We start from the raw sequence: 24,417 nt of genomic DNA, 5'->3' as shown, positions 1-24,417 counted from the left end.
CCGGGTCGGCGCGGTGCTAGGCCGCGGCCGCTGCGTCCCGCGCGCCGGCGGCCGTGGACGCGAGCAGCGCCGCGGCGGCCTTGGCCTGCGCCTGCTCGAGCGTGACCTCGAGCAGCTCGGCGCGCACGTCGGCGAACGCCGCGGGGCTCATCGAGAGCGACGAGACGCCGAGGCCGACGAGCACGACCGCGAGCGCGGGATCGGCAGCGGCCTCGCCGCACACGCCGACGGGCTTGCCCGCCTCGATGCCCGCGTCCCCGAGCATCTTGACGAGCCGCAGGACGGCGGGGTGCCACGGGTCCTGGAAGGAGGCGACGGTGCCGAGCATGCGGTCGGCCGCGAAGGTGTACTGCGTGAGGTCGTTCGTGCCGATCGACACGAAGTCGGCCGCCGCCATCACCTGGTCGGCGAGCACCGCGATCGACGGGACCTCGGCCATCGCGCCGACGACCTTGAGCCCGAGCTCGCGGCCCAGGGCGACGAAGTACTCCGTCTCCTCCTGGTTCGCGATCATCGGCGCCATGACCCACAGCTCGGCGTTCGTCGCGGCGTCGGCGGCCGCGAGCGCCTCGAGCTGGTCGCGCAGGATCTGCTCGCTCGCGCGCAGGGCGCGGATGCCGCGCAGGCCGAGCGCCGGGTTCTCCTCCTCGGCGTCGTTGAGGAAGGCGAGCGGCTTGTCGGCGCCGGCGTCGAGCACGCGCACGACGACCTTCTTCCCCTCGAACGCCTGCAGCATCCGCGTGTAGGAGTCGGTCTGCGAGGCGACCGACGGGGCCTCCTTCGCGTCGAGGAAGAGGAACTCGGTGCGGAACAGGCCCACGCCCTCCGCGCCGAGCTCGAGCGCCTTCACGGCGTCCTCGGGGCGGCCGACGTTCGCCAGCAGCGGCACCTTCGTGCCGTCGGCGAGCGCGCCCTCGGTGAGCGGCGCGTCGGCGCGCTCGGCGCGCGTCCGCGCCTCGACACGCGCGGCCTCGACCTCGTCGTCCGACGGGTCGAGCACGACGATGCCCGACTTCGCGTCGACGACGACGCGCGTGCCGTCCGGCACCTCGGCGAGCAGGCCGACGACGCCGACGACGGCGGTGATCGACTTCGAGCGGGCGAGGATCGCGGTGTGGCTCGTGGGCCCGCCGTCCTGCGTCACGAGCGCGAGCGTGCGCTCGAGGTCGAGGGTCGCGGTGTCGGCCGGCGCGAGGTCGCGCGCGATGAGGATGAAGGGCTCGTCGGACTCGGGCACGCCCGGGGCCGCGACGCCGCGCAGGCGCGCCACGACGCGCTGCGACACGTCGTCGAGGTCGGTCGCGCGCTCGGCCATGTAGCCGCCGAGGGCGATGAGCATCGTCTTGAACTGCTCGAACGCGTCGTGCACGGCGCGCTCGCCGTTCGTGCCCTGGCCGATGCGCGTCGCGACGTCGTCGGCGAGCGCGGGGTCCTGCGCCATGAGCGACGCCGCCTCCAGCACCTCCTGCGCCTCGCCGCCCGCGGTGCGTCCGCGGTCCGAGAGCTCGGCGGCGACGTGCGCGAGGGCGTCGCGCACGCGCTGGGTCTCCTCGGCCGCATCCGCCGTCAGCGGCTCGGTCGACGGCGGCGCCAAGGGCTCCGGCATGCGCAGTACCACTCCCGCTGCGATTCCGCGACCGACACCGACTCCACGCAGCTCTGCCATGCCGCAAGACTACGCTGTCCAGACGTCGACACGACCGGGGGTAGACCGTGGCGCAGACCGCCTTCGAGCGCATCATGCAGACGCGTCCGGCGCGCACGCTGACCCACTACGGGCAGGCCAAGGGGCCCATCTTCGCGCAGGGCATGACCCTGAGCGCCTTCCTGTCGCTGTTCGCGGCGCTCTTCATCGGCTTCGCGATCTTCGCCCTCGTGCTCGGCGGCGACAGCGCGCTGCGCGACCGCGTCGTCGACGCGATCGCCGGGAGCGTGCCCGGGCTCATCAGCACGGGCCCGGACTCGAACGGGCTGCTCGACGTCGACGCCATCGTCGAGTCGAGCGTGCTCGGCTGGGGCACCGCGATCGCGGCCGTCGGCATCCTGATCACCGCGATCGGCTGGATCGGCACGAGCCGCGAGGGCTTCCGCGCCGTCTTCGGCCTGCCGGACGTGCGCACCCTCCCCGTGCTCCTCAAGGTCGGCGACCTCGGCGTCGCGCTCGGCATCGGCGTGCTCGTGCTCGCCTCGGCCGCGCTGCTCGTCGTCACGTCCGCGATCGCCGACATGCTCGGCGTCGGCGGGCTCGGGCAGGTCGTCGGCATCCTGGCGCAGCTCGCGCTCGACGCCGCGGTCGTCGCGCTGCTCTACCGCTTCGCCGGTCGCCTGCGCCTCCCCGCCAAGCAGCTGCTCGGCGCGTCCCTCGCGTGCGCCGTCGCGTTCTTCGTGCTCAAGCAGTTCGCGGCGCTGCTGCTCTCGGGCGGCTCGAACCCGCTCGTCGCCGGCTTCGCCGCCATCCTCGGCATCCTCGTCTGGCTGAGCCTCGTCAACCAGATCCTCCTCATCGCGCTCGCGTGGATCTCGGTGGGCACCGTCGGCAAGGCGTACGCACGCCTCGAGGACGTCGAGATCGCGCGCGCCGAGGCCATCGAGCAGGCCAAGCGGGATCGGGCGGCCCTCAAGGAGGAGATCGCGCAGCGCGAGAGGCCCGACCCCAAGCAGGGGCTGCTCATGCGGCAGACGCACAAGCGCCTCGCCAAGCGCGTGCGCAGGCGCTGACGCCCGAGGGCGCGTCGGTGGTGCGCCGGTAGGCTGGGCTCCATGCGCATCGTGTCCGTCAACGTCAACGGCATCCGGGCGGCGGCGGGCAAGGGCATGCTCGAGTGGCTCGACGAGGCGAGGCCCGACATCCTGTGCCTCCAGGAGGTCCGCGCGCAGGACGAGGACGTCCTGCGCATCCTCGAGGGCTGGCACGTGCTGCACGACGCGGCCACGGCGAAGGGCCGCGCCGGCGTGGCCGTCGCCTCGCGCATGCCGTCGATCGCGCACCGCACCGACATCGGCCTGAAGACCTTCGACACGAAGGGTCGATGGCTCGAGGCCGACTTCCTCCTGCCCGCCGACGACGCGGGCGTCGAGCGCGTGCTCACGGTCATCTCCGCCTACGTGCACTCCGGCGAGGCGGGCACCCCCAAGCAGGACGCGAAGATGCGCTTCCTCGCCTCGATGCTCAAGCGCCTGCCACAGGTGCGCGCGCACACCGACCTCGCCGTCGTCATGGGCGACCTCAACGTCGGCCACACCGAGCGCGACATCCGCAACTGGAAGGGCAACCGGCGCAGCGCCGGGTTCCTGCCCGAGGAGCGCTCGCACCTCGACCGCATCCTCGGCGCCGAGGGCCGCATCGTCACGGGCGTCGACGGCGTGCGCGGCAAGGGCCAGGGCTGGGTCGACGTCGGGCGCGCCCACGCCGGCGACGTCGACGGCCCGTACACGTGGTGGTCGCAGCGCGGGCGCGCGTTCGACACCGACACCGGCTGGCGCATCGACTACCAGCTCGCCACCCCCGCCCTCGCGCAGACCGTGACGTCGTACGCCGTCGCGAAGGCGAGCGCGTGGGACACGCGATGGTCCGACCACGCCCCCGTCGTCGTCGACTACGCGCTCTGAGCACGACCCTCGCGGCGCCGTGCGCGCCCCAGGCATCGAAGGAACCAGCATGACCACCAAGCCCCGCCTCTACTCCGGCATGCAGCCCTCGTCGGGCTCGCTGCACATCGGCAACTACATCGGCGCGATCCAGCAGTGGAGGGCGATGCAGGAGGAGTACGACGCCTACTTCTCGATCGTCGACCTGCACGCCATCACCGTGCCGCAGGACCCGAGGACGCTGCGCGAGCAGGTCCGCACCGTCGCGGCGCAGTACATCGCCGCGGGCATCGACCCCTCGCGCTCGTGCCTCTACGTGCAGTCGCACGTGCCCGCGCACGCGCAGCTCGCCTGGGTGCTGTCGACGATCACGGGGTTCGGCGAGGCCGGCCGCATGACGCAGTTCAAGGACAAGTCCGCACGTCAGGGCGCCGACGCCGCGTCGGTCGGGCTCTTCACCTACCCGATCCTCATGGCCGCCGACATCCTGCTGTTCGACGCCGCGGCCGTGCCCGTCGGCGACGACCAGAAGCAGCACGTCGAGCTCACGCGCGACCTCGCGACCCGGTTCAACGCCCGCTACGGCGACACGTTCACGGTGCCCACGCCCGTGATCCAGGGCGAGGCGGCGCGCATCTACGACCTGCAGGAGCCCACGGCGAAGATGTCGAAGTCGGCCGCGACCGACAAGGGCCTGCTGTCGCTGCTCGACGAGCCCGCGCGCCTGGCGAAGAAGATCCGCTCGGCCGTGACCGACATGGAGGGCGTCGTGCGCGCCGACCGCGCGACGAAGCCCGGCGTCACGAACCTCCTCGCGATCCTCTCGAGCGTCTCCGGCAGGTCGGTCGCCGACCTCGAGGTCGAGTTCGACGGCCAGCAGTACGGCGCGTTCAAGGCCGCGGTGGCCGACGCCGTCGTCGCCGAGGTCGAGCCCATCCGCGACCGCGCGCTCGCCCTGCTCGACGACCCGGCCGAGCTCGACCGCATCCTCGCCGCGAACGCCGCCCGCGCCTCCGAGGTCGCCGAGGCCACGCTCGACCGCGCCTACCGCGCGATCGGGCTGCGCTAGCGCGGCCCGGCCATCGTCGGTCCCTCGGTGGACGCGGGAATGCCCGCCGACGGGGGCGAGTTGTAGGATCCACGTACACGTCGAGTGCTCACGGGGTCAGTGCAAGTCTGAACCGGCGGTCAGAGTCCGCGAACCACCCACCCGGGTGGCCGAGCAGGTGGAACTCCTGCACCGACGGTGAGAGTCCGGATGGAAGTGGCACCTCGAGTGGGTCGCCCCTGTGCGCCCACGGCCTCGACACCGGAGGACGAGTGGCGACAGGGCAGGCGGCGGCGACCGCGACGGGCGCGGAGCGCGAGGCGCTCGATCGGGCCATCGCGCTCGCCCTGCGCGGCCCGCGCACGCACAACCCGCAGGTCGGCTGCGTCGTGCTCGGCGCCGACGGCACGGTGCTCGCCGAGGGCCACCACCGCGGTGCGGGCACGGTGCACGCCGAGGTCGACGCCCTGTCGCAGCTCGCGCCGGGCGCCGCCCGCGGCGCGACGGCCGTCGTCACCCTCGAGCCGTGCGACCACGTCGGCCGGACGGGCCCGTGCTCCGAGGCGCTCATCGCCGCCGGCGTCGCACGCGTCGTCTACGCCGTCTCCGACCCGGGCACCGCCTCGTCCGGTGGCGCCGCGCGGCTCGCAGCCGCGGGCGTCGACGTCGTGCGCTCCCCCGACGACCGCGCCGAGGCGGTCGTGGCCGACTGGTGCTTCGCCATGCGGCACGGCCGGCCGCACGTGACCGTGAAGTGGGCGCAGTCGCTCGACGGACGCGCGGCCGCCGCCGACGGCTCGAGCAGGTGGATCACCGGCGAGCGCGCCCGGGCGCACGTGCACGCGCAGCGCGCGGCGCACGACGCCATCGCCGTCGGCACCGGCACGGTGCTCGCCGACGACCCGGCGCTCACGGCGCGCACCGACGACCCGAGCGCCCCGCAGCCGCTGCCGGTCGTCGTCGGCGCGCGCGACGTGCCCGCCGACGCCCGCGTCCGCGCGCATCCGCGCGGGCTCGTGCAGCTCGAGGGCGCCCCCGACGTCGTGCTCGCCGCCCTCTGGCGCGAGCACGGGGTGCAGACGCTCTACGTCGAGGGCGGCCCCACCCTCGCGTCCGCCCTGCTCGCCGCCGGGCTCGTCGACGCCATCCACTGCTACGTCGCGCCCACGCTCCTCGGCGGGGGCCGCACCGCCCTCGGCGACCTCGGCATCGCGACGATCGCCGATCGACTGCTGCTCGACGACGTCGCGCTCGAGCACCTGGGCGACGACCTGCTCCTGACCGCGACCATCCGACCTGCCGCCACCGCGGCGAAGGAGGGCTGACCCATGTTCACAGGGCTCATCGAGGAGATCGGCGAGGTCGTCGCGCTCGAGCGCGACGGCGACTCCGCCCGCCTCACCGTGCGCGGACCCCTCGCGGTCTCGGACGCGACCCACGGGGCCTCCATCGCCGTGAACGGCCTGTGCCTGACGGTCGTCGCGCAGACGGCCGACGCCTTCACCGCCGACGTCATGGAGGTGTCGCTGCGCATGTCGCAGCTCGGCGAGCTGCGCGTCGGCGATCGCGTCAACCTCGAGCGCGCGGCGCAGGTCGGCGACCGGCTCGGCGGGCACATCGTGCAGGGCCACGTCGATGGCACGGCGACCGTGCTCGAGACGGAGGACGGCGACGCGTGGCAGCGCGTGCGCCTCAGCCTCGACGACGAGCTCGCACCCTTCGTCGCGCGCAAGGGATCCATCACGCTGCAGGGCGTGAGCCTCACGGTGTCGGACCTCAGCGACGAGGCCGAGCCCGAGCAGTGGCTCGAGGTCTCGCTCATCCCCGAGACGCTCGAGGCGACGACGCTCGGCGCGCTCGCGCCGGGCGATCGCGTCAACGTCGAGACCGACGTGCTGGCGCGCCACGTCGCGCGGCTGCTGCTGCTCGAGCGGGCGCGCGACGCCCGCACCGATGGAGGACGCGCATGATCGGCACCATCGAGGAGGCGGTGCGCGCGCTGCGCGGCGGCCGCCCCGTCATCGTCGTCGACGACGAGGGCCGCGAGAACGAGGGCGACCTCGTGCTCGCCGCCGAGCTCGCGACCGCCGAGGAGATCGCGTTCCTCGTGCGGCACACCTCCGGCTTCCTCTGCGCGCCCGTCGCGGGCGCGATCGCCGATCGCCTCCGGCTGCCGCTCATGGTCTCCGACAACGAGGACCTGCGGCAGACGGCGTACACCGTGACGGTCGACGCCGCCGATCGCGCGACCACCGGCATCTCCGCCGACGACCGCGCCCACACCCTGCGCGTGCTCGCCGACCCCGCCTCGGGGCCCGGCGACCTGCGCCGGCCCGGCCACGTCGTGCCGCTGCGCGCCGTCGAGGGCGGGTCGCGCGTGCGTCCCGGCCACACCGAGGCGACGGTCGACCTGCTGCTGCTCGCGGGCATGCAGCCCGTCGGCGTCATCGGCGAGCTCGTCGAGGACTCGGGCGAGATGCGGCGCCTGCCCTCCCTCATCGCGTTCGGGGCGGAGCACGACGTCGTCGTCGTGACGATCGCCGACCTCGTCGCCCACCTCGACGCCGGCGCGGTCGCATCCGTGCTGCCCGTCGACCCGTCGCTCGTGCCGCGCGTGCGCTACGAGGTGTGCACGACGGTGCCGACGGTGCACGGCGACGTGCGCATGTTCGCCTACCGCGACCTCGTGACGGGCGCCGACCACGTCGCGATCGTCGCCGGCCACCCCGTCGACGACGGTGCGCTCGTGCGCATCCACTCCGAGTGCCTCACGGGCGAGGCGTTCGGCTCGCTCAAGTGCGAGTGCGGGCCGCAGCTCGACGCGGCCCTGCAGCGCATCCAGGAGGCGGGCGAGGGCGTCGTCGTGTACCTGCGCGGGCACGAGGGGCGCGGCATCGGCCTCATCAACAAGCTGCGCGCCTACCGGCTGCAGGAGGACGGCCTCGACACGCTCGACGCCAACCTCGCGATGGGGCTGCCCGCCGACGCGCGCGAGTACGGCGCCGCCGCCGCGATCCTGCGCCAGCTGGGCCTGTCGAGCATCCGCCTGCTGTCGAACAACCCCGACAAGGCGACGCAGCTCGAGCGGCATGGCATCGCCGTCGTCGCCCGCGAGCCGCTCGTCGTCGGCATCGGCGCGTTCAACGAGGGCTACCTCGAGACGAAGCGAGACCGCATGGGGCACGTCCTGCCTCAGCAGATGACGACAGGAGACTGACATGGCAGGTTCGGGAGCACCGAAGGTCGCGCTCGACGCGACGGGCATGCACGTGACGATCGTCCACGGCATGTGGCACGACGTCATCGCGGGCGGGCTGCTCGCCGGCGCGCGCGCAGCGCTCGCGTCGATGGGCGCGACGGTGCAGGAGATCCCCGTCGCCGGGGCGTTCGAGCTGTCGGTCGTGTCGCAGGCCGTGCTCGAGGGCGACGCCGAGGCGGTCGTCGCGCTCGGCGTCATCCTGCGCGGCGGCACGCCGCACTTCGACTACATCGCGAGCGCCGCGACGCAGGGTCTCACCCATGTCGCGCTGCGCACGGGCAAGCCCGTCGGCTTCGGCGTGCTGACGATCGACGACGAGCAGCAGGGCATCGACCGTGCGGGCCTGCCCGGATCGCGGGAGGACACGGGAGGCGGCGCCGCCGAGGCTGCCGTCGGCGCTGCGCTCGCGCTGCGCCGCGTCCGGGGTGGGGTCGAGGCGCGCTGACGCGCCACGTCGCGATGCGCGGTGCGGGTCGCCGGCCTGGCTAGGCTGCTCCCAGCACATCCGAAGGAGCCTCATGGCTGACGCATCCGTCATCACCGAGCCCACGAAGCCCGCGAACTCCCGCGGCCGGGTCATCTTCGCGAGCCTCATCGGCACGTCCATTGAATTTTACGACTTCTACATCTACGCGACCGCCGCCGTGCTCGTGTTCCCGCGGCTGTTCTTCCCGGCCGAGAACGAGGCGGCGCAGCTGCTCGCGTCGCTCGCGACCTTCGGCGTCGCCTTCGTCGCACGACCGATCGGCTCGATCCTGTTCGGGCACTTCGGCGACCGCGTCGGCCGCAAGACGACCCTCGTCGCGTCGCTGCTGACGATGGGCGTCGCGACGGTGCTCATCGGCTGCCTGCCGACGGCCGTCACCCCGGGCTGGGAGATCGCGGCGCCCGCGCTCCTCGCGATCATGCGCTTCTGCCAGGGCCTCGGCCTCGGCGGCGAGTGGTCGGGGGCGGCGCTGCTCGCGACCGAGAACGCGCCGGCCGGCAAGCGCGCGATCTACGGCACGTTCCCGCAGCTGGGCGCGCCGATCGGCTTCATCCTCGCCAACACGGTGTTCATCGTCATCAACGCGACGCTGCCGCCCGAGGACTTCGAGGCGTTCGGCTGGCGCATCCCCTTCCTGCTGTCGGCCATCCTCGTGATCGTCGGCCTGTACGTGCGCCTCAAGCTCATCGAGACGCCCGCCTTCACGAAGGTCGTCGAGCGCAACGAGGTCGTGCGACTGCCGCTCGGCCGGGTGTTCCGCCACAACTGGCGGCAGATCGTCCAGGGCACGCTCATCATGTTCGCGACGTACGTGCTCTTCTACCTCATGACGACGTTCACGCTCACCTACGGCACGACGGCCTCGACCGTCGAGGCCGGTGCTGCTGCCGCGGAGGCCGCCGGCCGCCCGTTCGACCCGGACGCGTTCGTGCCGGGCCTCGGCTACCTGCGCAACGACTTCCTGTGGATGCTCATCGTCGGCGTCGTGTTCTTCGGCATCTTCACGCTCGTCGCCGGACCGCTCGCCGAGCGCTTCGGCCGCAAGTGGATGCTCACGGCCGTCACCGCCGCGATCGTCGTCTTCGGCCTCCTGTGGGTGCCGCTGTTCGGCGCCGGCTTCCCGGGCGTCATGGTGACGCTCATCCTCGGGTTCACGCTCATGGGCCTCACGTTCGGGCCGATGGCGGCGTTCCTGCCCGAGCTGTTCCCGGCGAACGTGCGCTACACGGGCTCCGCGATCGCCTACAACCTGTCGAGCGTGCTCGGCGCGGCCCCCGCGCCGTTCATCGCCGTCGCGCTCTGGGGCGCCGCCGACGGCTCTCCGGTGCTCGTGGGCGTCTTCCTCGCCGCGGCGGGCGTCGTGACGCTCGTCACGCTGCTGCTGTCGAAGGACACGAGCGAGCAGGACTACGTCGGGACGACGTCGGCCTGACGCACGGCTGCCGGCCGCGGTTGGGGCCCGGGACACGACTCGGAGGGGATGCGGATCGCATCCCCTCCGTTCGTGCATGCGACGCCCACGCCGTTCGGGGGCTCGCCCCGTAGCGTCGGCAGCATGAGCCGCATCCGTCGCCGCACCGCCGCCGCCGTCCTCGCCGTCGCCGTGGCCGCGCTCGGCCTGTCCGGGTGCATCGCGCTGCCCGAGGACCCCGAGCCGTCGATGCCGTGCGGGGCGCTCACGACGCATCCGCTGCCGCGATGCTCGCAGGTCGAGGTGCTCGGGTCGACGTCCGCGACCTTCTGGCAGTCGCAGGCGGTGCCGGGGTTCGACGGCGGCACGTACGTCGTCACCGATCCCGCGGCGATGCACGACCTCGACGACGTGCTGGGCACGCGCGTCACCGGCGACGCCGTCGTCACCGGCGAGTGCGACGGCGGGCGCACGACCGAGCTCACGGTCGACACCGCGCGCCTCGGCACGATCACGGTCGTCGTCGACACCTGCACCGACGAGGCGCTCGCGAGCGACGTCGACGACCTCGTCGCGCAGTGGCACGCGGACGGCGTCGCGCAGCCGGTGCCGTGACGCGCGGCGTGCCCGCTCGCCTCAGCGCAGGAAGAGCGCGCGGAGCCGCGACGTGGTGAAGAGGATGCCGAGCACCGACATGACCGCGAGGTACGCGACGTGGATGGCGAGCGACCAGTCGAGCACGCCGAGGGTGAGCTGCCGCATCATGTCGACGCCGTGCCACAGCGGCATCGCCATGATGATCCACTGCACCGCCTGCGGGTACACCTCGATGGGGAAGAACGTCGCCGACAGCAGGAACATCGGCATCATCACGAAGTACACGTAGTCCAGGTGCTGGAAGGTCTTCATGTAGCTCGTGACGGCCATGCCGAGGCTCGCGAACGCGAAGGCGATGAGCACGGCCGCGGGGATGGCGAGCAGCGCCGTGGGCGACAGGTTGAGCCCCATGATCGTCGTCACGGCCATGAAGCCGCAGGCGTACAGGAAGCCGCGGAAGAGCGCCATGAAGATCTCGCCGAGCGCCACGTCGAGCGGGCCGAGCGACGTCGACAGCATGCCGTCGTACAGCCTCCCGTAGTGCATCTTGAAGAAGACGTTCATCGTCGAGTCGAAGACGGCGCCGTTCATCGCCGAGACCGCCATGAGCGCCGGCGCGATGTAGGCCGCGTACGGCACCTCGACGCCGCGGTACTCGAGGACGCCGATGAGCGTGCCGAGGCCGATGCCCATCGACAGCAGGTAGAAGATCGGCTCGAAGAATCCCGAGACGACGACCGTGAGGTTGTTGCGACGCATGACGTGCATGCCGCGACCGATGACGGCGCGCGCGTTGCCCGAGTAGATGCTCGACAGCGGTCCGCGGGGGCGCTGCGTCAGCAGCGGCTCGGAGGCGTGCACGGTCACAGGTCGAGCCTCCGGCGGAAGACGCGCACGGCTGCCAGCAGCCCGACGGTCGCGAAGCCCACGAGCACCGCGACGTGGGTCGCGAGCAGCCATGCTGGCACCTCGGCGCCGTAGAGGGCCCACCTGCCGAGGTCGACGGCATGCCACAGCGGCGAGATCCACCCGATCCACTGCAGCGCGATCGGCAGCGTCTCGAGCGGGAAGTACGTGCCGGAGAAGAGCATGAGCGGCAGCGTGACGAAGCGGTCGATGACGTTGAGCTGCCCGCGGTCGTGCTCCTGGTGCGCCGCCCACGCGGTGACGGGCAGCGCGACGGCGAGCACGAGCAGCAGCGCGATGGGCACGAGCCACAGCGCACGTGACGAGCCCGTGACGCCGAGGATCCAGATGGCGGCGACGTAGACGACCGCGGCGGGCATGACGCGCACGAGCGTGCCGATCGTGTAGCCGACGACCATCTGCGCGGGGCTCACGGGGCTCGAGCGCATCGCGAGGAAGATCGGCACCCACCTGAAGCCGCCGAAGACGCCGTACGTCGACTCCTGGGCGGCCGTCTGCATGGCCGATCCGAGCACGAGCGCCGGGGCGAGGAAGAGCAGGAAGTCGGCCCCGCCGACGTCCTGCCCGCCCTGCGCGTCGTTCACGACGATCGCGAGGCCGAAGCCGAGGCCCGCGACGTAGAGGAAGGGCGAGGCGAGGCCGAGCCCGATCCAGGTGCCGACGTAGGAGCGCATGGCGCGGATGCGCTGCTCGGCGACGTACCACCAGCCGAGCCTGCGGGTGCGGCGGGCCGCGGCGATGCCGATCGCGACGCGCTCCGCGTCGCTCGTCGCCGGCTGCACGGGCGCGCTCATTCGATGAGGGTGCGGCCGGTGAGCCGGAGGAACACGTCCTCGAGGCTCGACCGCCGCACGAGGCTCGTGATGGGCTCGAGGTCCTTCGCGCGGATGGCCTGCAGCGCGGCGTCGCCGTCGTGCGCGTAGACGAGGATGCGGTCGGGCAGCACCTCGAGGCGGTCGCCGATGCCGGCGATCGACGCCGCGGCCCCCTCGTTGCGGCTCGATCCGAACCGCACCTCGAGCACCTCGCGCGAGGAGTGCTCGCGGATGAGCGCCGCAGGGCTCCCCTCGGCGACGATGCGGCCGTGGTCGACGACGACGAGGCGGTCGCACAGCTGCTCGGCCTCGTCCATGAAGTGCGTCGTGAGCACGAGCGTCGTGCCGCGCTCCTTGAGGCGGAAGAGGCGATCCCACAGGATGTGGCGCGCCTGCGGGTCGAGACCGGTCGTCGGCTCGTCGAGCAGCAGGACGCGCGGCTCGTTCATGAGCCCGCGCGCGATCGTGAGGCGCCGCTTCATGCCGCCCGAGAGGTCGTCGACGCGCGCCGTCGCCTTCTCGGTGAGCTGCGCGAACTCGAGCAGCTCGTCGGCGCGCTGCTGCACGACGGCCCGCGGCAGGCCGAAGTAGCGGCCGTAGACGACGAGGTTCTCGCGTGCGCGCAGCTCGGTGTCGAGCGTGTCGGCCTGCGGCACGACGCCCAGCTGGGCACGGATCTCGGGGCCGTGGTCGTTCGTGTCGAGGCCGAGGACGTCGAGCGAGCCGCCCGTGCGGGTCGAGACGGCGGAGATCATGCGCATCGTCGTCGACTTGCCGGCGCCGTTCGGGCCGAGGAAGCCGAACGACTCGCCCTGCTCGATGTCGAAGTCGATGCCGTCGACGGCCGTGAAGTCGCCGTAGCGCTTGACGAGACCTCGGGCGGAGATGACGGCTGGCACGAGCACCCACTGTAGCCGCGGCCTCCGACGCCGCTCCTGGGAGCGTGCTCGCGGGTGGGATGATGGTCGACGATGAGCGAGCGACGAGGTTTCCTGCGCCGAGGCGCCGACGACGGCCCCAAGGCATCGGTGCGCGAGCTGCTCCCCTACCTGTTCCCCAAGAAGGGGCTGCTGGCCGGGGCGCTCGTGCTCTCGGTCTTCGGCGCCGTCACGAGCCTCGTGCAGCCGCTGCTCGTGCAGCAGATCATCACGGCCGTGCAGGACTCCGAGCCGCTCACGTGGCTGCCCTGGGTGCTCGTGGGCATCGTGCTGCTCGACGGCATCGTCGGCGGCGTGCAGCACTTCCTGCTGCAGGTGCTCGGCGAGCACGTCGTGCTGCGCACGCGCACGCAGCTCGTCGGCCGGCTGCTGCATCTGCCGATCGCCGAGTTCGACCAGCGCCGCACCGGCGACCTCGTCAGCCGCGTCGGCAGCGACACGACCCTGCTGCGCGCCGTGCTCACGCAGGGCCTCGTCGAGTCGGTCGGCGGCCTCCTGACCTTCGTCGGCGCGATCGTGGCGATGCTGATCATCGACCCGATGCTCTTCGGCCTCACGCTGCTCGTCGTCGTCGTCGCGTTCGGCGCCGTGCTCGTCGTCATGCCGATGCTCACGCGCGCGACGCGCGCCGCGCAGGAGCAGGTCGGCCACCTCACGAGCGCGCTCGAGCGGGCGATCTCGGCCGTCCGCACCGTGCGCGCCGCGAACGCGACCGATCGCGAGATCGCCGTCGTGGGCGAGCGCTCGACCGCCGCGTTCGGCGCCGGCGTGCGCGTCGCGCGCATCTCGGCGCTCGTCGTCCCCATCGCGGGCATCGCGGTGCAGGTCGCGTTCCTCGTCGTCATCGGCGTCGGCGGCCTGCGCGTCGCGACGGGCGAGCTGCCCATCGCATCCCTCGTGGGCTTCCTGATGTTCCTGTCGTACATGATCTTCCCGCTCGGCCAGATGATCGGCGCCGTCACGGCGGTCTCGACGGCGCTCGGCGCGCTCGGCCGCATCCAGGAGATCGTCCGCATCGACGCCGAGGACGCCGGCGACGTCGTCGACGACGTCCGCACGTCGGATGCCGCGATCGCCTTCGAGGGCGTCTCCTTCCGCTACCCCGAGGCCGTCGTGCGCTCGCGCGCCGCCGCGGAGGGCGCCGACGCCGAGGCCGCGGACGAGCTCGCGAGCCCCACGGTGCTGCACGACGTGACGTTCACGGTGACGCCGGGCTCGCGCACCGCGATCGTCGGCCCGTCGGGCGCGGGCAAGTCGACGCTCTTCGCGCTCATCGAGCGCTTCTACGACCCCACCTCGGGCACGATCGTCGTCGACGGCCGCGACGCGCGATCGCTCGAGCGCCGAGCGCTGCGCGCGGGGATCGGCTACGTCGAGCAGGACGCCCCCGTGCTCGCCGGCAGCGTTCGCGACAACCTGCTGCTCGCCGCGCCCGACGCCTCCGACGCGCGCCTGCTCGAGGTGCTCGAGCGCGTGAACCTGCGCGAGATCGTCGACCGCTCCGCCGACGGCCTCGACGCCGCGGTCGGCGAGCACGGCGTGCGGCTCTCGGGCGGCGAGCGCCAGCGACTCGCCATCGCGCGCGCGCTGCTGTCCGCGCCGGCGGTCCTGCTGCTCGACGAGTCGACCTCGAGCCTCGACGGTCGCAACGAGGCGCAGCTGCAGGCGGCGATCGACGCCGTCGCCGTCGGGCGCACGCTGCTCGTCATCGCGCACCGGCTCTCGACCGTCGCCGACGCCGACCAGATCGTCGTCCTCGACGCCGGCCGCGTCGTCGCGACGGGCACGCACGCCGAGCTGCTCGAGTCGTCGCCGCTGTACCGCGAGCTCGCGACGCACCAGCTGCTCGTGCCGGCCGACGCGGGCACGCAGGCCTAGGTCACGCCCTCGCGGCGTCCCGTCCGTCGGGGCGGCCGGCGCTCGCGATCGTCGCCGACATGAGCGCGACGGCGCGGGCGCGCCACTCGGCGCGCGGCGGGCTCGCGGGCAACGGCAGGTCGCGCACGTGCGCGAGCGCGACGTCGACGATGCCCGCGGCCTCGTCGAAGCGCGCGAGCGCGAGCACGCCGGCCTGCTCCTTCGTGAGGATGCGCCCGGTCACGATCGTCGCGTCGAGGCGCGCGGGCCCGAGGACGCACCACGCGAGCCACGCGGCCGTCATGGGGCGCGTGCGGCGCGCGACGGCGTCGCGCACCGAGGCCCAGTAGCCCTCGAGGTTCGCGCGGTTCCACTCGACGAGCCGATCGGGCTCCGCGTCGAGCCCCCACGTGGCGATCGGGGCGCCGCGCACGACGACGCCGCCGTCGAGCAGCTCGCGCCACACGACGGGGTTCACGTCGAACGCCTCGCCCATCGCGAACTGCTCGCCCGTGTGCGACGCGATCGGGCGGATGGTCGTCACGGGATGCGCGAGCTCGCTCGCGTGCACGAACGACGCGTTGCACGCCGCCGAGATGCCGTGCCCGCGCGCGACGCGACCTGCGAGTCGCGGCAGCTGGGAGCGGTGCAGCCTGCGCAGCATCCGCATGTCGCGCCTGCGCACCGCCCCGCCGCCCAGCACGACGAGCAGATCGACGTCGCTGCGGCCCGGCCGGTACGCCCCGAGCGCGATCGACCCGGCGATCGCGCACGCCACGACGCGGCCGGGCAGCAGCCGGTCGGCTGCTCGCAGGTAGGCGCGCACGGCGTGGACGACCTCCGGGTGCAGGTCGTCGACGCCCATGGGTCAGGCGTACGGGTTCGGCATGAGCGTGTACTTCGTCTCGAGGTACTCGTAGATCCCCTCGGCGCCGCCCTCGCGGCCGAGCCCCGACTGCTTGACGCCGCCGAACGGACCGGCGGCGTTCGACACGACGCCGACGTTGAGGCCCATCATGCCCGTGTCGATGAGGTCGATCATCCGCTGGCCGCGCGCCGCGTCCTGCGTGAAGACGTAGCCGACGAGGCCGTACTCCGTCGCGTTCGCGAGCCGGACCGCGTCCGCCTCCGTCGCGAAGCGCTGGATGCCGACGACCGGGCCGAAGATCTCCTCGATCGAGACGGACATGTCGGCCGAGACGCGGTCGATGACCGTGGGCTCGAAGAAGGAGCCCGCGCCCTCGATCGCCTTGCCGCCCGTCGTGAGGACGGCGCCGGCGGCGACGGCCTCGTCGACGAGTCGCACGGCGTTGTCGACGGCCTTCGGCTCGACGAGCGGGCCGATCTGCACGCCGTCCTCGGTGCCGCGGCCGACCTTCATGCCCTGCACGCGCTCGGTGATGCGCGCTGCGAACTCGTCGGCGACGGACTCGTGCACGATGAAGCGGTTCGCCGCCGTGCACGCCTGGCCGATGTTGCGGAACTTCGCGAGCATGGCGCCCTCGACGGCCTTGTCGAGGTCGGCGTCCTCGAAGACGACGAACGGCGCGTTGCCGCCGAGCTCCATCGACGCCTTGAGCACGTGGTCGGCCGCCTGCTTCAGCAGTCCGACGCCGACGGGCGTCGACCCGGTGAACGACACCTTGCGCAGGCGGTCGTCGGCCATGATGCGGTCGGTGAGCGCGCCGGTGCTCTTCGTCGTGATGACGTTGACGACGCCCTTCGGCAGGCCCGCGTCCTCGAGCAGCTGCACGAACGCGAGGGTCGTGAGCGGCGTGAGGGTCGCGGGCTTCACGACGGCGGTGCAGCCGGCGGCGATCGCGGGTGCGATCTTGCGCGTCGCCATCGCGAGCGGGAAGTTCCACGGCGTGATGAGGTAGCACGGGCCGACGGGCCGATGCGTGACGATCATCTGGCCGGTGCCCTCGGGGTTCTGGGCGTAGCGGCCGCCGATGCGCACGGCCTCCTCCGAGAACCAGCGCAGGAACTCGCCGCCGTAGGCGACCTCGCCGCGCGCCTCGGCGAGCGGCTTGCCCATCTCGAGCGTCATGAGGAGGGCGAAGTCCTCCTTGCGCTCCTGCAGCAGCTCCCACGCCTTCCGCAGCACCTCGCCGCGCACGCGCGCGGGCGTGCGCGCCCAGTCGTCCTGCGCCGCGACGGCGGCGTCGAGCGCGCGGACGCCGTCGGCGACCGAGCCGTTCGCGATCGTCTTGATGACCTCGCCGGTCGACGGGTCGCGCACGTCGATCGTGCCGTCCTCGCCGTCCACCCACGCGCCGTCGATGTAGAGCGCGCCGTGCACGCCCTCCAGCAGCGCCGTCTCGTCGTGGTGCGTCATGGATGCTCCTTCGCAGTTCGCTGGTCCCAGCCTAGGCCGGATGGTGGGGTGGTCTCAGGCCGTCGCGAGCGCGTGCGTCAGCACGTCGAGGCCCTCGCGCAGCAGGTCGTCGCCGATCGCGAGCGGCGGCAGGAGGCGGATGACGTTGCCGTCGGTGCCGCACGTGAGCAGCACGACGCCCGCCGCGTGCACGGCGGCGGCGACGCGCGCGGTGCGCGCCGCGTCGGGACGCCCGTCGGCGTCGACGAGCTCGATCGCCATCATCGCGCCACGGCCGCGCACGTCGCCGATGCCGTGGCCCGCGCGCTGGGCGGCGAGCAGACGCTCCTCGACGATCGCCTGGATCTCGCGCGCCCGCTCCACGAGCCCGCCCTCGAAGGCGGCGATCGCCGCGAGTGCCGCCGCGCAGGCGACGGGGTTGCCGCCGTACGTGCCGCCGAGGCCGCCCGCGTGCGCGGCGTCCATGATCTCCGCGCGACCCGTGACGGCCGAGAGCGGCAGCCCGCCCGCGAGGCCCTTCGCGGTCACGACGAGGTCGGGCTCGAGGCCGAAGTGCTCCGAGGCGAACATCGCGCCGGTGCGAGCGAAGCCCGTCTGCACCTCGTCGGCGATCACGACGATGCCGTGCCGCCTCGCCCACGCGGCGAGCGCGGGCAGGAAGCCGTCGGCGGGCACGATGAAGCCGCCCTCGCCCTGGATGGGCTCGATGAGGATCGCCGCGATCTCGTCGACCTCCACCTGCCGCTCGATGCGGTCGGTCGCGATGCGCGCGGCCGTCTCGCCGTCGAGGCCGTCGCGGAACGGGTACGACATCGGGGCGCGGTGGATGTCGGATGCGAACGGTCCGAAGCCGCGCTTGTACGGCATCGACTTGGCCGTGAGGCCCATCGTGAGGTTCGTGCGGCCGTGGTAGGCGTGGTCGAAGGCGACGATCGTGCTGCGTCCGGTCGCGACGCGCGCGATCTTCACGGCGTTCTCGACCGCCTCGGCGCCCGAGGTGAACAGGGCGCTGCGCTTGGAGAAGTCGCCGGGCGTCAGGCGGTTGAGCGCCTCGGCGACGGCGACGTAGCCCTCGTAGCCCGTGACGGTGAAGCACGTGTGCGTGAACTGCTCGAGCTGGTGCGTCGCGGCGGCGACGACCGCGGGGTCGGCGTTGCCGACCGACGTCACGGCGATGCCGGAGCCGAGGTCGATGAGCGAGTTGCCGTCGGCGTCGACGACGACGCCGCCGCCCGCGGCCGTGACGAAGACCGGAAGCGCCATGCCGACGCCGCGCGCGACGGCCTCGGTCTTGCGCTCGAGGAGCGCGCGCGACGCCGGCCCGGGGATCGCCGTGCGCAGCCGCCGCACCTGCTCGAGCGACGGGCCGCCCCGGGGAGCCGCGACGGGCGCCGACGCGTCGACGCGATCCTGCTCGATGACCTGCTGCGCGCCCATGACGCCTCCTCGCTGCTCGTGCCCTCACGCTAGGGACGGCAGGGCCGATACGCAGTGCCACCGTGGCGGTTCTTGCATGCGATGATCGCCACCATGGCACCGCGCTCATCGCCCCGCTCCCCCGTCGTCCCCACCGTCGAGGCGATGGCCGCCGAGCCCTCGCTCGCGCTGCGGGGCATCGTCGTCGGCGACGAGCGGCGGGCGACGCCCATCTCGTGGATCGCGAGCTCGGACCTGCCCGATCCGACGCCCTTCCTCGCGCGCGACCACGTCCTGCTCACGACCGGCAGGCAGCTCGTCGAGGACGACGGCAGGGCGCCCGGCTACGTGCGCGCGCTCGTGGACGCGGGCGTCCTCGCGGTCGGCTTCGGCACGGGCCTGCACGCCGACGTCGTGCCGCCGGCGCTCGTCGACGCGTGCCTGGCCGCCGACCTCCCCCTGCTCGAGGTGCCGTACGCGACCTCGTTCCTCGCCATCATCCGCTGGAACGCCGAGCGGTCGACGGCGCGCGAGCGCTGGGCGGCGGAGGCGCAGCGGTCGATCGCCGCCGCGGCGAGCCGGTCGGACGGTGCGGCCGCGGTCGTGCGCGCCCTCGCGCGCGAGCTCGACGTCGACGCCGCGCTGCTCGACGACCGGGCGCGCGTGCGCTCCGCCGCCGGTCGCGGCGTCGATGCGGCGCTCGTCGACGAGGCGCTCGCGGTGCTGCGCGCCGGCCGCCGCGCGGCTCGCGCGACCGACGGACCCGACGGCGCGTGGACGCTCGTGCAGACCCTCGGCGGCGCCGGGCGGCTCCACGGCGCGCTCGCGATCGCCGGCGCCGTCGCGCTCGACGCCCCGGCTCGCTCCGTGGCGACCACCGCCGCCGGCCTCCTCGACCTCGCCCTGTCGACGTCGCAGGTCGCGCGCGATCGCGTCGCGGCGCTCGAGGGCGCGATCCTCGAGCACGCCCTCGCGGGCGACGTCGCCTCGGCGAGCGCGCTGCTGGCACGCGTCGGCGAGGCGCTGCCGGCCGAGCCGATCGTCGTCGCGATCGTGGCGGGCGCCGCGAGCGTCGACGCGGACCTCGCAGGCACGGCGCTCGTGGCGCAGCGCGACGGGCAGACGGTCGTCGCCGCGAGCGCCGGGCAGCGCACGGCCGTCGCGGCCGCGCTCGACGCCGCCCGGGCGCCGGTGGGCTGGTCGGCGCCGTCGTCGTGGGCGGCGGCGGGCACGGCACTCGCGCAGGCGCGCACCGCGCTCGGCCGGTCGCGCAGGCTCGCCCTCGCCTCCGCGACGTTCGACCCCGGCGCCGACGGGCTGCTCGGGCTGCTCGACGACCCGCAGGTGCGCGCCGCCGCCACCGCGCATCTCGGCGCGCTGCCGACGACGCAGGCGGGCGCACGCGACCTCGCCCTCGCGCGGACGTGGTTCGCGCACGACTGCGCATGGGACGCCGCCGCCCGGGCCACGGGACTCCACCGCCACACCCTGCGCGACCGCGTCGTGGCGCTCGGCAGGTCGCTCGGCCTCGACGTCGCCGCCTTCGCCGACCGCGCGACGCTCTGGGCGTGGCTGCAGGCGACGGCCGAGCCCGCTGCATCCCCTTAGCAGCATCCGCCCATCCGCAGGACCTGCTTGCCGGGTCGCCGCCCGCGCGTGAGACTGCATCGTGACCGCGGACCTGGCGTACCTGATCTTCGGCGTCGCGCTGCTCATCGCCGTGGTCCTGCCCGCAGCCCTCGAGCGCGTGGCGCTGTCGGCTCCCGCCGTGCTGCTCGCGGTCGGGTGCCTCATCGGGCTCCTGCCCGTGTGGGATGCGGAGAGCCTCTCCCCGATCGTGCACGCCGACGTCACCGAGCACCTCGCCGAGGCCACCGTGCTCGTCTCCCTCATGGGGGTCGGGCTCGCGCTCGACCGTCCGCTCAGCCTGCGTCGCCTGGGCGACTGGCGCCGGTGGTCGGCGACCTGGCGACTCCTCGCGATCACCATGCCGCTGTGCATCGCCGCCGTCACGCTGCTCGGCTGGTGGTGGATGGGGCTCGCGCTGCCGGCGGCGCTGCTGCTGGGCGCGGCGCTCGCCCCCACCGACCCGGTGCTCGCGAGCGACGTCCAGGTCGAGGGCCCGGGGCAGCCGAGCGAGTCCACCGGCACGATCGACGAGACCGACGAGGTCCGATTCGCGCTGACGTCCGAGGCCGGCCTCAACGACGCGCTCGCGTTCCCCTTCGTCTCCGCCGCGATCCTCCTCGCCGGCCAGGCTGTGGCGTCGGAGTGGATCGGCGCATGGGTCGGCTTCTACCTCGTGGGCAAGATCCTCATCGGCGCCGTCCTCGGCGTCGCCGTCGGCTGGGTGCTCGGACGCATCGCGTTCCGCTCGTCGAAGGAATCCATGCGGGTGGCGGATCGTCGCCAGCCCCTCATGGCGGTCGTCGTGCTCCTGCTGGCGTACGGGGTGGCCGAGGTGGCCCAGGGGTACGGCTTCGTGGCCGTGTTCGTCGCCGCCCTCACCCTCCGCTCGGTCGAGCGCGGGCACGAGTACCACCGGCAGATGCACGCGACCATCGAGCGGCTCGAGCAGCTGCTGACCCTCATCGTGCTGCTGCTGCTCGGCATCTCGCTCGCCAACGGCCTCCTGGCCGACCTGACCCCCGGGGGCGTCGCCGTGGGCGTCGCACTCGTGTTCGTCGTCCGACCGCTGACGGGGTGGATCGCGCTCACAGTCGGCAGGCGGCGACCCACGAGCGGCGACCGCGCGCTGCGCGGTCGCGAGCGGCTCGCCGTCGCGTTCTTCGGCATCCGGGGCATCGGGTCGATCTTCTACGTGGCCTACGCCGCGGGCGAGGCCGGCTTCGCCGAGCTGCCCGAGCTCTGGTCGACCGTCGGCTTCACCATCACCCTCTCGGTGATCGTGCACGGCATCACCGCGACCCCGATCATGCGGCGGGTGGGCGCCCAGCGCTGACGCTCGTGCCGCGGCGCCAGAGCGCCGAGGGCCACCACGTCGCCGGGCCGAGGTCGAGCGCGAGCGCCGGCACGAGCAGCGACCGCACGAGGATCGTGTCGATGAGCACGCCGAGCGCGACGATGATCGCGATCTGCAGCAGGAACAGCACGGGGATGACCGCGAGCGCCGCGAACGTCGCCGCGAGCACGACGCCGGCCGACGTGATGACGCTGCCCGTGACCCGCAGGCCTTGGAGGACGCCCTCGCGGTGGCCGAGCCTGCCGACCTCCTCCCGCACGCGCGTCATGAGGAAGATGTTGTAGTCGACGCCCAACGCGACGAGGAAGACGAACGCGAACAGCGGCACCGACGGATCCATCGCCTCCCTGCCCATCGCGTGCAGGATGAGCGCCGCGACCCCCAGCGCCGTCGCGAACGACAGCACGGTCGTGAGGATGAGCAGGATCGGCGCGACGATGGCGCGCAGCAGCAGCGCGAGGATCACGAGGATCACCGCGAGCACGATCGGGATGATGAGCGCGCGGTCGTGGATGGCGGTGTCGTTCGTGTCGACGGCCGTCGCGGTCGTGCCGCCGACGAGCGCACCGTCGAGGTCGGCGTCGGCGAGCGCGGCGCGCAGGTCGCGCACCGTCTGCTGCGCGGCATCGGAGTCCGGCGCCGCGTCGAGCGTGAGCTGCAGCAGCACCCGACCGTCGACGACCTGCGGCTCGCCGGGCGGTGCGCCGGCGACGGCGGGCACGGGCACGGTGCCGCCGGGCGCGTCCTCGCTCGAGGCCGCGACGGCGTCCACCCCGTCGACGTCCGCGGCGGCCTCGGCGACCGCGTCGAGGTCGCTCTCGTCGGCGAGCACGTACGTCGGCGCGCCCGAGCCGCCCGGGAAGTGGTCCGAGAGCACCGTCTGCCCGTCGCGCGCCTGCGAGGCGCCCGTGACGAACTCGCTCGAGGGCACGCCGTTCGCCTGCAGCTGCGTCATGCCGAGGGCACCGGCGGCGAGCACGAGTGCCGTGACGATCCACACGGGCCGCGGGCGACGGCCGACGAGCGCGGCGACGCGGCCCCACAGGCCGGCGGTCGCGGGCTTCGCGGCGACCGCGTCGCGCTCGTGCGCGCCGTGGTGCCTGGGGCGCACCGGCCAGTAGGCGGCGCGACCGACGGCGTAGAGCAGCGCGGGCAGCAGCGTGAGGCCTGCGAGCAGCGACATCGCGATGCCGATCGCCGCGACGGGGCCGAGCTGCCGGTTCGACTGGAGATCCGAGAGCAGCAGGCACAGGAGGCCGGCGATGACGGTGCCGCCGGAGGCGAGGATCGGCTCGAACGAGCCCTTCCACGCCGCGATCGTCGCATCCCACCGCCGCGCGTGCTGCGTGAGCGCCTCGCGATAGCGCGCGGTGTAGAGCAGCGCGTAGTCGGTCGCCGCGCCCACGACGAGGATGAAGAGGATGCCCTGCGTCTGCCCGCTCAGCTGCAGCACCCCCGCCTGCGCGAGCAGGAAGACGACGAGGATCGCGAGGCACAGCGCGGCGACGGAGGTGAGCAGCACGAGGATCGGCAGCAGCGGCGACCGGTACACGATGACGAGGATCACGAGCACGGCGGCGAGCGCGACGAGCAGCAGGATGCCGTCGATGCCCCCGAACGCCTCGGCGATGTCGGCCGCGAAGCCCGCGGGGCCCGTGACGGCGCCCGTGAGCCCGTCCGGCGCCTCGTCGACGAGCGCCCGCATCGCCTCGACGGCGACGTCGACGGCCTCGGCGTCGCTCGAGTCGATCACGGCGACGATCTGCACGGCCTCGCCGTCCTCGCTCGGGATCGCGGGCGACGCCTCGACGACGCCCTCGACGGCGCCGACGTCCGTCGCGAGCGCCTGCGCGTCGGCGAGCTGCGCCTCGGAGAGCGCGCCGTCGCCCTCGAGCACGACGATCGCGGGGATGCGGTCGTCGCCCAGGAAGCCGCCGAGCGACTCCTGCACGGCCGTCGCATCCGCCGACTGCGGCAGGAACGCCGCCTGGTCGTTCTCGACGACCTCGTCGAGCCTGCCGAACGTCGGTCCGCCGACGCCGAGCGCCGCGAGCCAGCCGACGATGAGGACGGCGGGGATGACGGCGCGCAGCCAGCGCGGCATGCGGCGGGGCTGCGAGCGCTCCACGGCGTCCGCGCGCTCGGGGGTGCGGGCGCTCATCGGACGACGACGCCGGCGTCGGCGAGCTCGGTGAGCGCCGCTGCACGGGTGCCGGGTGCGACGGCGGCCGTCAGGCCGTCGACGACGACGGTCGCGGGCACGACGCGGATGCCGTCGAGGGCCGAGGCGCGCACGCAGTAGTCCGTCGCGATGCCCACCACCACGAGCTCGTCGATGCCCGCCTCGTCGAGCACGGCCTCGAGCGTGCGGCCGTCCTCCGTCTCGCCCTCGAAGGCCGAGTAGGCGGGCTCGCCCTGCCCCTTGAAGACGTGCACGTCGACGAGCGAGCGGTCGAGCGCGGGGTGGTAGTCGGCACCGGGGGTGCCGGCGACGCAGTGCACGGGCCACGTGTCGACGAAGTCGGGCTCGCCGGCGGCGAAGTGCCCGCCGTTGTCGTCGTCGCCGTGGTGCCAGTCGCGGCTCGCGACGACGAGGGCGTAGTCGCTCGCGCGCACGTGCTCCGTGATCGCGGCGGCGACGGCGGCACCGCCGTCGCAGCCGAGGGCGCCGCCCTCGGTGAAGTCGTTCTGGACGTCGACGATGAGGAGCGCACGGGGCATACGTCCGATGCTACGCCGGCTGACCTTCTGCC

General features: G+C 73.5%; 21 protein-coding genes and 1 riboswitch. Of the genes, 12 read left to right on the top strand and 9 right to left on the bottom strand.

Annotated features, from left to right (window positions below):
- Nucleotides 1-16: 16 nt before the first annotated feature.
- Nucleotides 17-1,666 (bottom strand): phosphoenolpyruvate--protein phosphotransferase, encoded by a 1,650-nt coding sequence (gene ptsP / locus ABD249_RS02940; protein WP_344340126.1) that lies wholly within the window; start codon nt 1,664-1,666, stop codon nt 17-19.
- Nucleotides 1,667-1,713: 47 nt separating this feature from the next.
- On the opposite strand from ptsP, the gene ABD249_RS02935 reads away from it, so the two are divergent.
- The 9 genes from ABD249_RS02935 (at nt 1,714) to ABD249_RS02895 (ending at nt 10,408) form a co-directional block, all read left to right on the top strand.
- The gene (locus tag ABD249_RS02935; RefSeq protein WP_344340124.1) at nt 1,714-2,718 is read left to right on the top strand and encodes a YhjD/YihY/BrkB family envelope integrity protein; all 1,005 of its coding nucleotides are present in this window, start codon (nt 1,714-1,716) and stop codon (nt 2,716-2,718) included.
- Nucleotides 2,719-2,760: 42 nt separating this feature from the next.
- Nucleotides 2,761-3,609: an exodeoxyribonuclease III gene (locus tag ABD249_RS02930; RefSeq protein ID WP_344340122.1), complete on the top strand. Its 849-nt coding sequence runs from the start codon at nt 2,761-2,763 to the stop codon at nt 3,607-3,609.
- A gap of 49 nt (nt 3,610-3,658) precedes the next feature.
- Nucleotides 3,659-4,657 carry a tryptophan--tRNA ligase gene (gene trpS / locus ABD249_RS02925; protein WP_344340119.1) on the top strand — a complete coding sequence of 333 codons (999 nt, stop codon included), beginning with the start codon at nt 3,659-3,661 and terminating at the stop codon, nt 4,655-4,657.
- Nucleotides 4,658-4,739: 82 nt separating this feature from the next.
- Nucleotides 4,740-4,861, top strand: a riboswitch (FMN riboswitch).
- Between the two features lie 47 nt (nt 4,862-4,908).
- A complete protein-coding gene (ribD, locus tag ABD249_RS02920) occupies nt 4,909-5,961 on the top strand; it encodes a bifunctional diaminohydroxyphosphoribosylaminopyrimidine deaminase/5-amino-6-(5-phosphoribosylamino)uracil reductase RibD (RefSeq protein WP_344340118.1) in 1,053 nt (350 codons plus the stop codon).
- Between the two features lie 3 nt (nt 5,962-5,964).
- Nucleotides 5,965-6,606 (top strand): riboflavin synthase, encoded by a 642-nt coding sequence (locus ABD249_RS02915; protein ID WP_344340115.1) that lies wholly within the window; start codon nt 5,965-5,967, stop codon nt 6,604-6,606.
- The gene (ribA, locus tag ABD249_RS02910; protein ID WP_344340114.1) at nt 6,603-7,853 is read left to right on the top strand and encodes a GTP cyclohydrolase II; all 1,251 of its coding nucleotides are present in this window, start codon (nt 6,603-6,605) and stop codon (nt 7,851-7,853) included. Before ABD249_RS02915 ends, ribA begins: the two co-directional genes overlap by 4 nt.
- 1 nt (nt 7,854) lies before the next feature.
- The gene (gene ribH, locus ABD249_RS02905; RefSeq protein WP_344340113.1) at nt 7,855-8,340 is read left to right on the top strand and encodes a 6,7-dimethyl-8-ribityllumazine synthase; all 486 of its coding nucleotides are present in this window, start codon (nt 7,855-7,857) and stop codon (nt 8,338-8,340) included.
- 73 nt (nt 8,341-8,413) lie between these two features.
- Nucleotides 8,414-9,814, top strand: coding sequence for an MFS transporter (locus tag ABD249_RS02900; RefSeq protein WP_344340110.1), 1,401 nt, complete (start codon nt 8,414-8,416; stop codon nt 9,812-9,814).
- Between the two features lie 123 nt (nt 9,815-9,937).
- Nucleotides 9,938-10,408, top strand: a complete 471-nt coding sequence (locus tag ABD249_RS02895; RefSeq protein ID WP_344340109.1) for a hypothetical protein — start codon at nt 9,938-9,940, stop codon at nt 10,406-10,408.
- 21 nt (nt 10,409-10,429) lie between these two features.
- Here ABD249_RS02895 and ABD249_RS02890 read toward each other — a convergent pair whose 3' ends face one another.
- The 3 genes from ABD249_RS02890 to ABD249_RS02880 are packed head-to-tail and all read right to left on the bottom strand — an operon-like array spanning nt 10,430 to nt 13,031.
- Entirely contained in the window at nt 10,430-11,257 is an 828-nt protein-coding gene (locus ABD249_RS02890) for an ABC transporter permease (protein WP_344340108.1), read from the bottom strand.
- Nucleotides 11,254-12,111 carry an ABC transporter permease gene (locus ABD249_RS02885; RefSeq protein ID WP_344340106.1) on the bottom strand — a complete coding sequence of 286 codons (858 nt, stop codon included), beginning with the start codon at nt 12,109-12,111 and terminating at the stop codon, nt 11,254-11,256. The genes ABD249_RS02890 and ABD249_RS02885 overlap by 4 nt, the downstream gene beginning before the upstream one ends.
- Nucleotides 12,108-13,031 carry an ABC transporter ATP-binding protein gene (locus ABD249_RS02880; RefSeq protein ID WP_425546278.1) on the bottom strand — a complete coding sequence of 308 codons (924 nt, stop codon included), beginning with the start codon at nt 13,029-13,031 and terminating at the stop codon, nt 12,108-12,110. Before ABD249_RS02880 ends, ABD249_RS02885 begins: the two co-directional genes overlap by 4 nt.
- A gap of 72 nt (nt 13,032-13,103) precedes the next feature.
- On the opposite strand from ABD249_RS02880, the gene ABD249_RS02875 reads away from it, so the two are divergent.
- Nucleotides 13,104-14,948, top strand: a complete 1,845-nt coding sequence (locus tag ABD249_RS02875) for an ABC transporter ATP-binding protein (protein ID WP_344340102.1) — start codon at nt 13,104-13,106, stop codon at nt 14,946-14,948.
- 1 nt (nt 14,949) lies between these two features.
- Here ABD249_RS02875 and ABD249_RS02870 read toward each other — a convergent pair whose 3' ends face one another.
- Genes ABD249_RS02870 through gabT form a run of 3 tightly spaced genes read right to left on the bottom strand, consistent with a single transcriptional unit; the run spans nt 14,950 to nt 18,702 of the window.
- Nucleotides 14,950-15,792, bottom strand: a complete 843-nt coding sequence (locus tag ABD249_RS02870; RefSeq protein WP_344340100.1) for a nucleotidyltransferase domain-containing protein — start codon at nt 15,790-15,792, stop codon at nt 14,950-14,952.
- Nucleotides 15,793-15,795: 3 nt separating this feature from the next.
- A complete protein-coding gene (locus ABD249_RS02865; protein ID WP_344340098.1) occupies nt 15,796-17,265 on the bottom strand; it encodes an NAD-dependent succinate-semialdehyde dehydrogenase in 1,470 nt (489 codons plus the stop codon).
- 54 nt (nt 17,266-17,319) lie between these two features.
- Complete coding sequence (gene gabT / locus ABD249_RS02860) at nt 17,320-18,702, bottom strand: 4-aminobutyrate--2-oxoglutarate transaminase (protein WP_344340093.1); 1,383 nt, start codon at nt 18,700-18,702, stop codon at nt 17,320-17,322.
- A 93-nt stretch (nt 18,703-18,795) separates the two neighbouring features.
- Between gabT and ABD249_RS02855 the strand changes: the two genes are divergently transcribed.
- A complete protein-coding gene (locus ABD249_RS02855; protein ID WP_344340091.1) occupies nt 18,796-20,289 on the top strand; it encodes a PucR family transcriptional regulator in 1,494 nt (497 codons plus the stop codon).
- Nucleotides 20,290-20,350: 61 nt separating this feature from the next.
- A complete protein-coding gene (locus tag ABD249_RS02850) occupies nt 20,351-21,643 on the top strand; it encodes a cation:proton antiporter (RefSeq protein ID WP_344340090.1) in 1,293 nt (430 codons plus the stop codon).
- Here ABD249_RS02850 and ABD249_RS02845 read toward each other — a convergent pair.
- Complete coding sequence (locus ABD249_RS02845; RefSeq protein ID WP_344340088.1) at nt 21,615-23,825, bottom strand: MMPL family transporter; 2,211 nt, start codon at nt 23,823-23,825, stop codon at nt 21,615-21,617. The genes ABD249_RS02850 and ABD249_RS02845 overlap by 29 nt on opposite strands.
- Nucleotides 23,822-24,385 carry an isochorismatase family protein gene (locus ABD249_RS02840; protein ID WP_344340086.1) on the bottom strand — a complete coding sequence of 188 codons (564 nt, stop codon included), beginning with the start codon at nt 24,383-24,385 and terminating at the stop codon, nt 23,822-23,824. Before ABD249_RS02840 ends, ABD249_RS02845 begins: the two co-directional genes overlap by 4 nt.
- Nucleotides 24,386-24,417 lie beyond the last annotated feature (32 nt).

Source organism: Agrococcus versicolor (genome assembly GCF_039531815.1).
GTDB lineage: Bacteria > Actinomycetota > Actinomycetes > Actinomycetales > Microbacteriaceae > Agrococcus > Agrococcus versicolor.
This window is presented reverse-complemented; position numbering and strand designations above follow the sequence as displayed.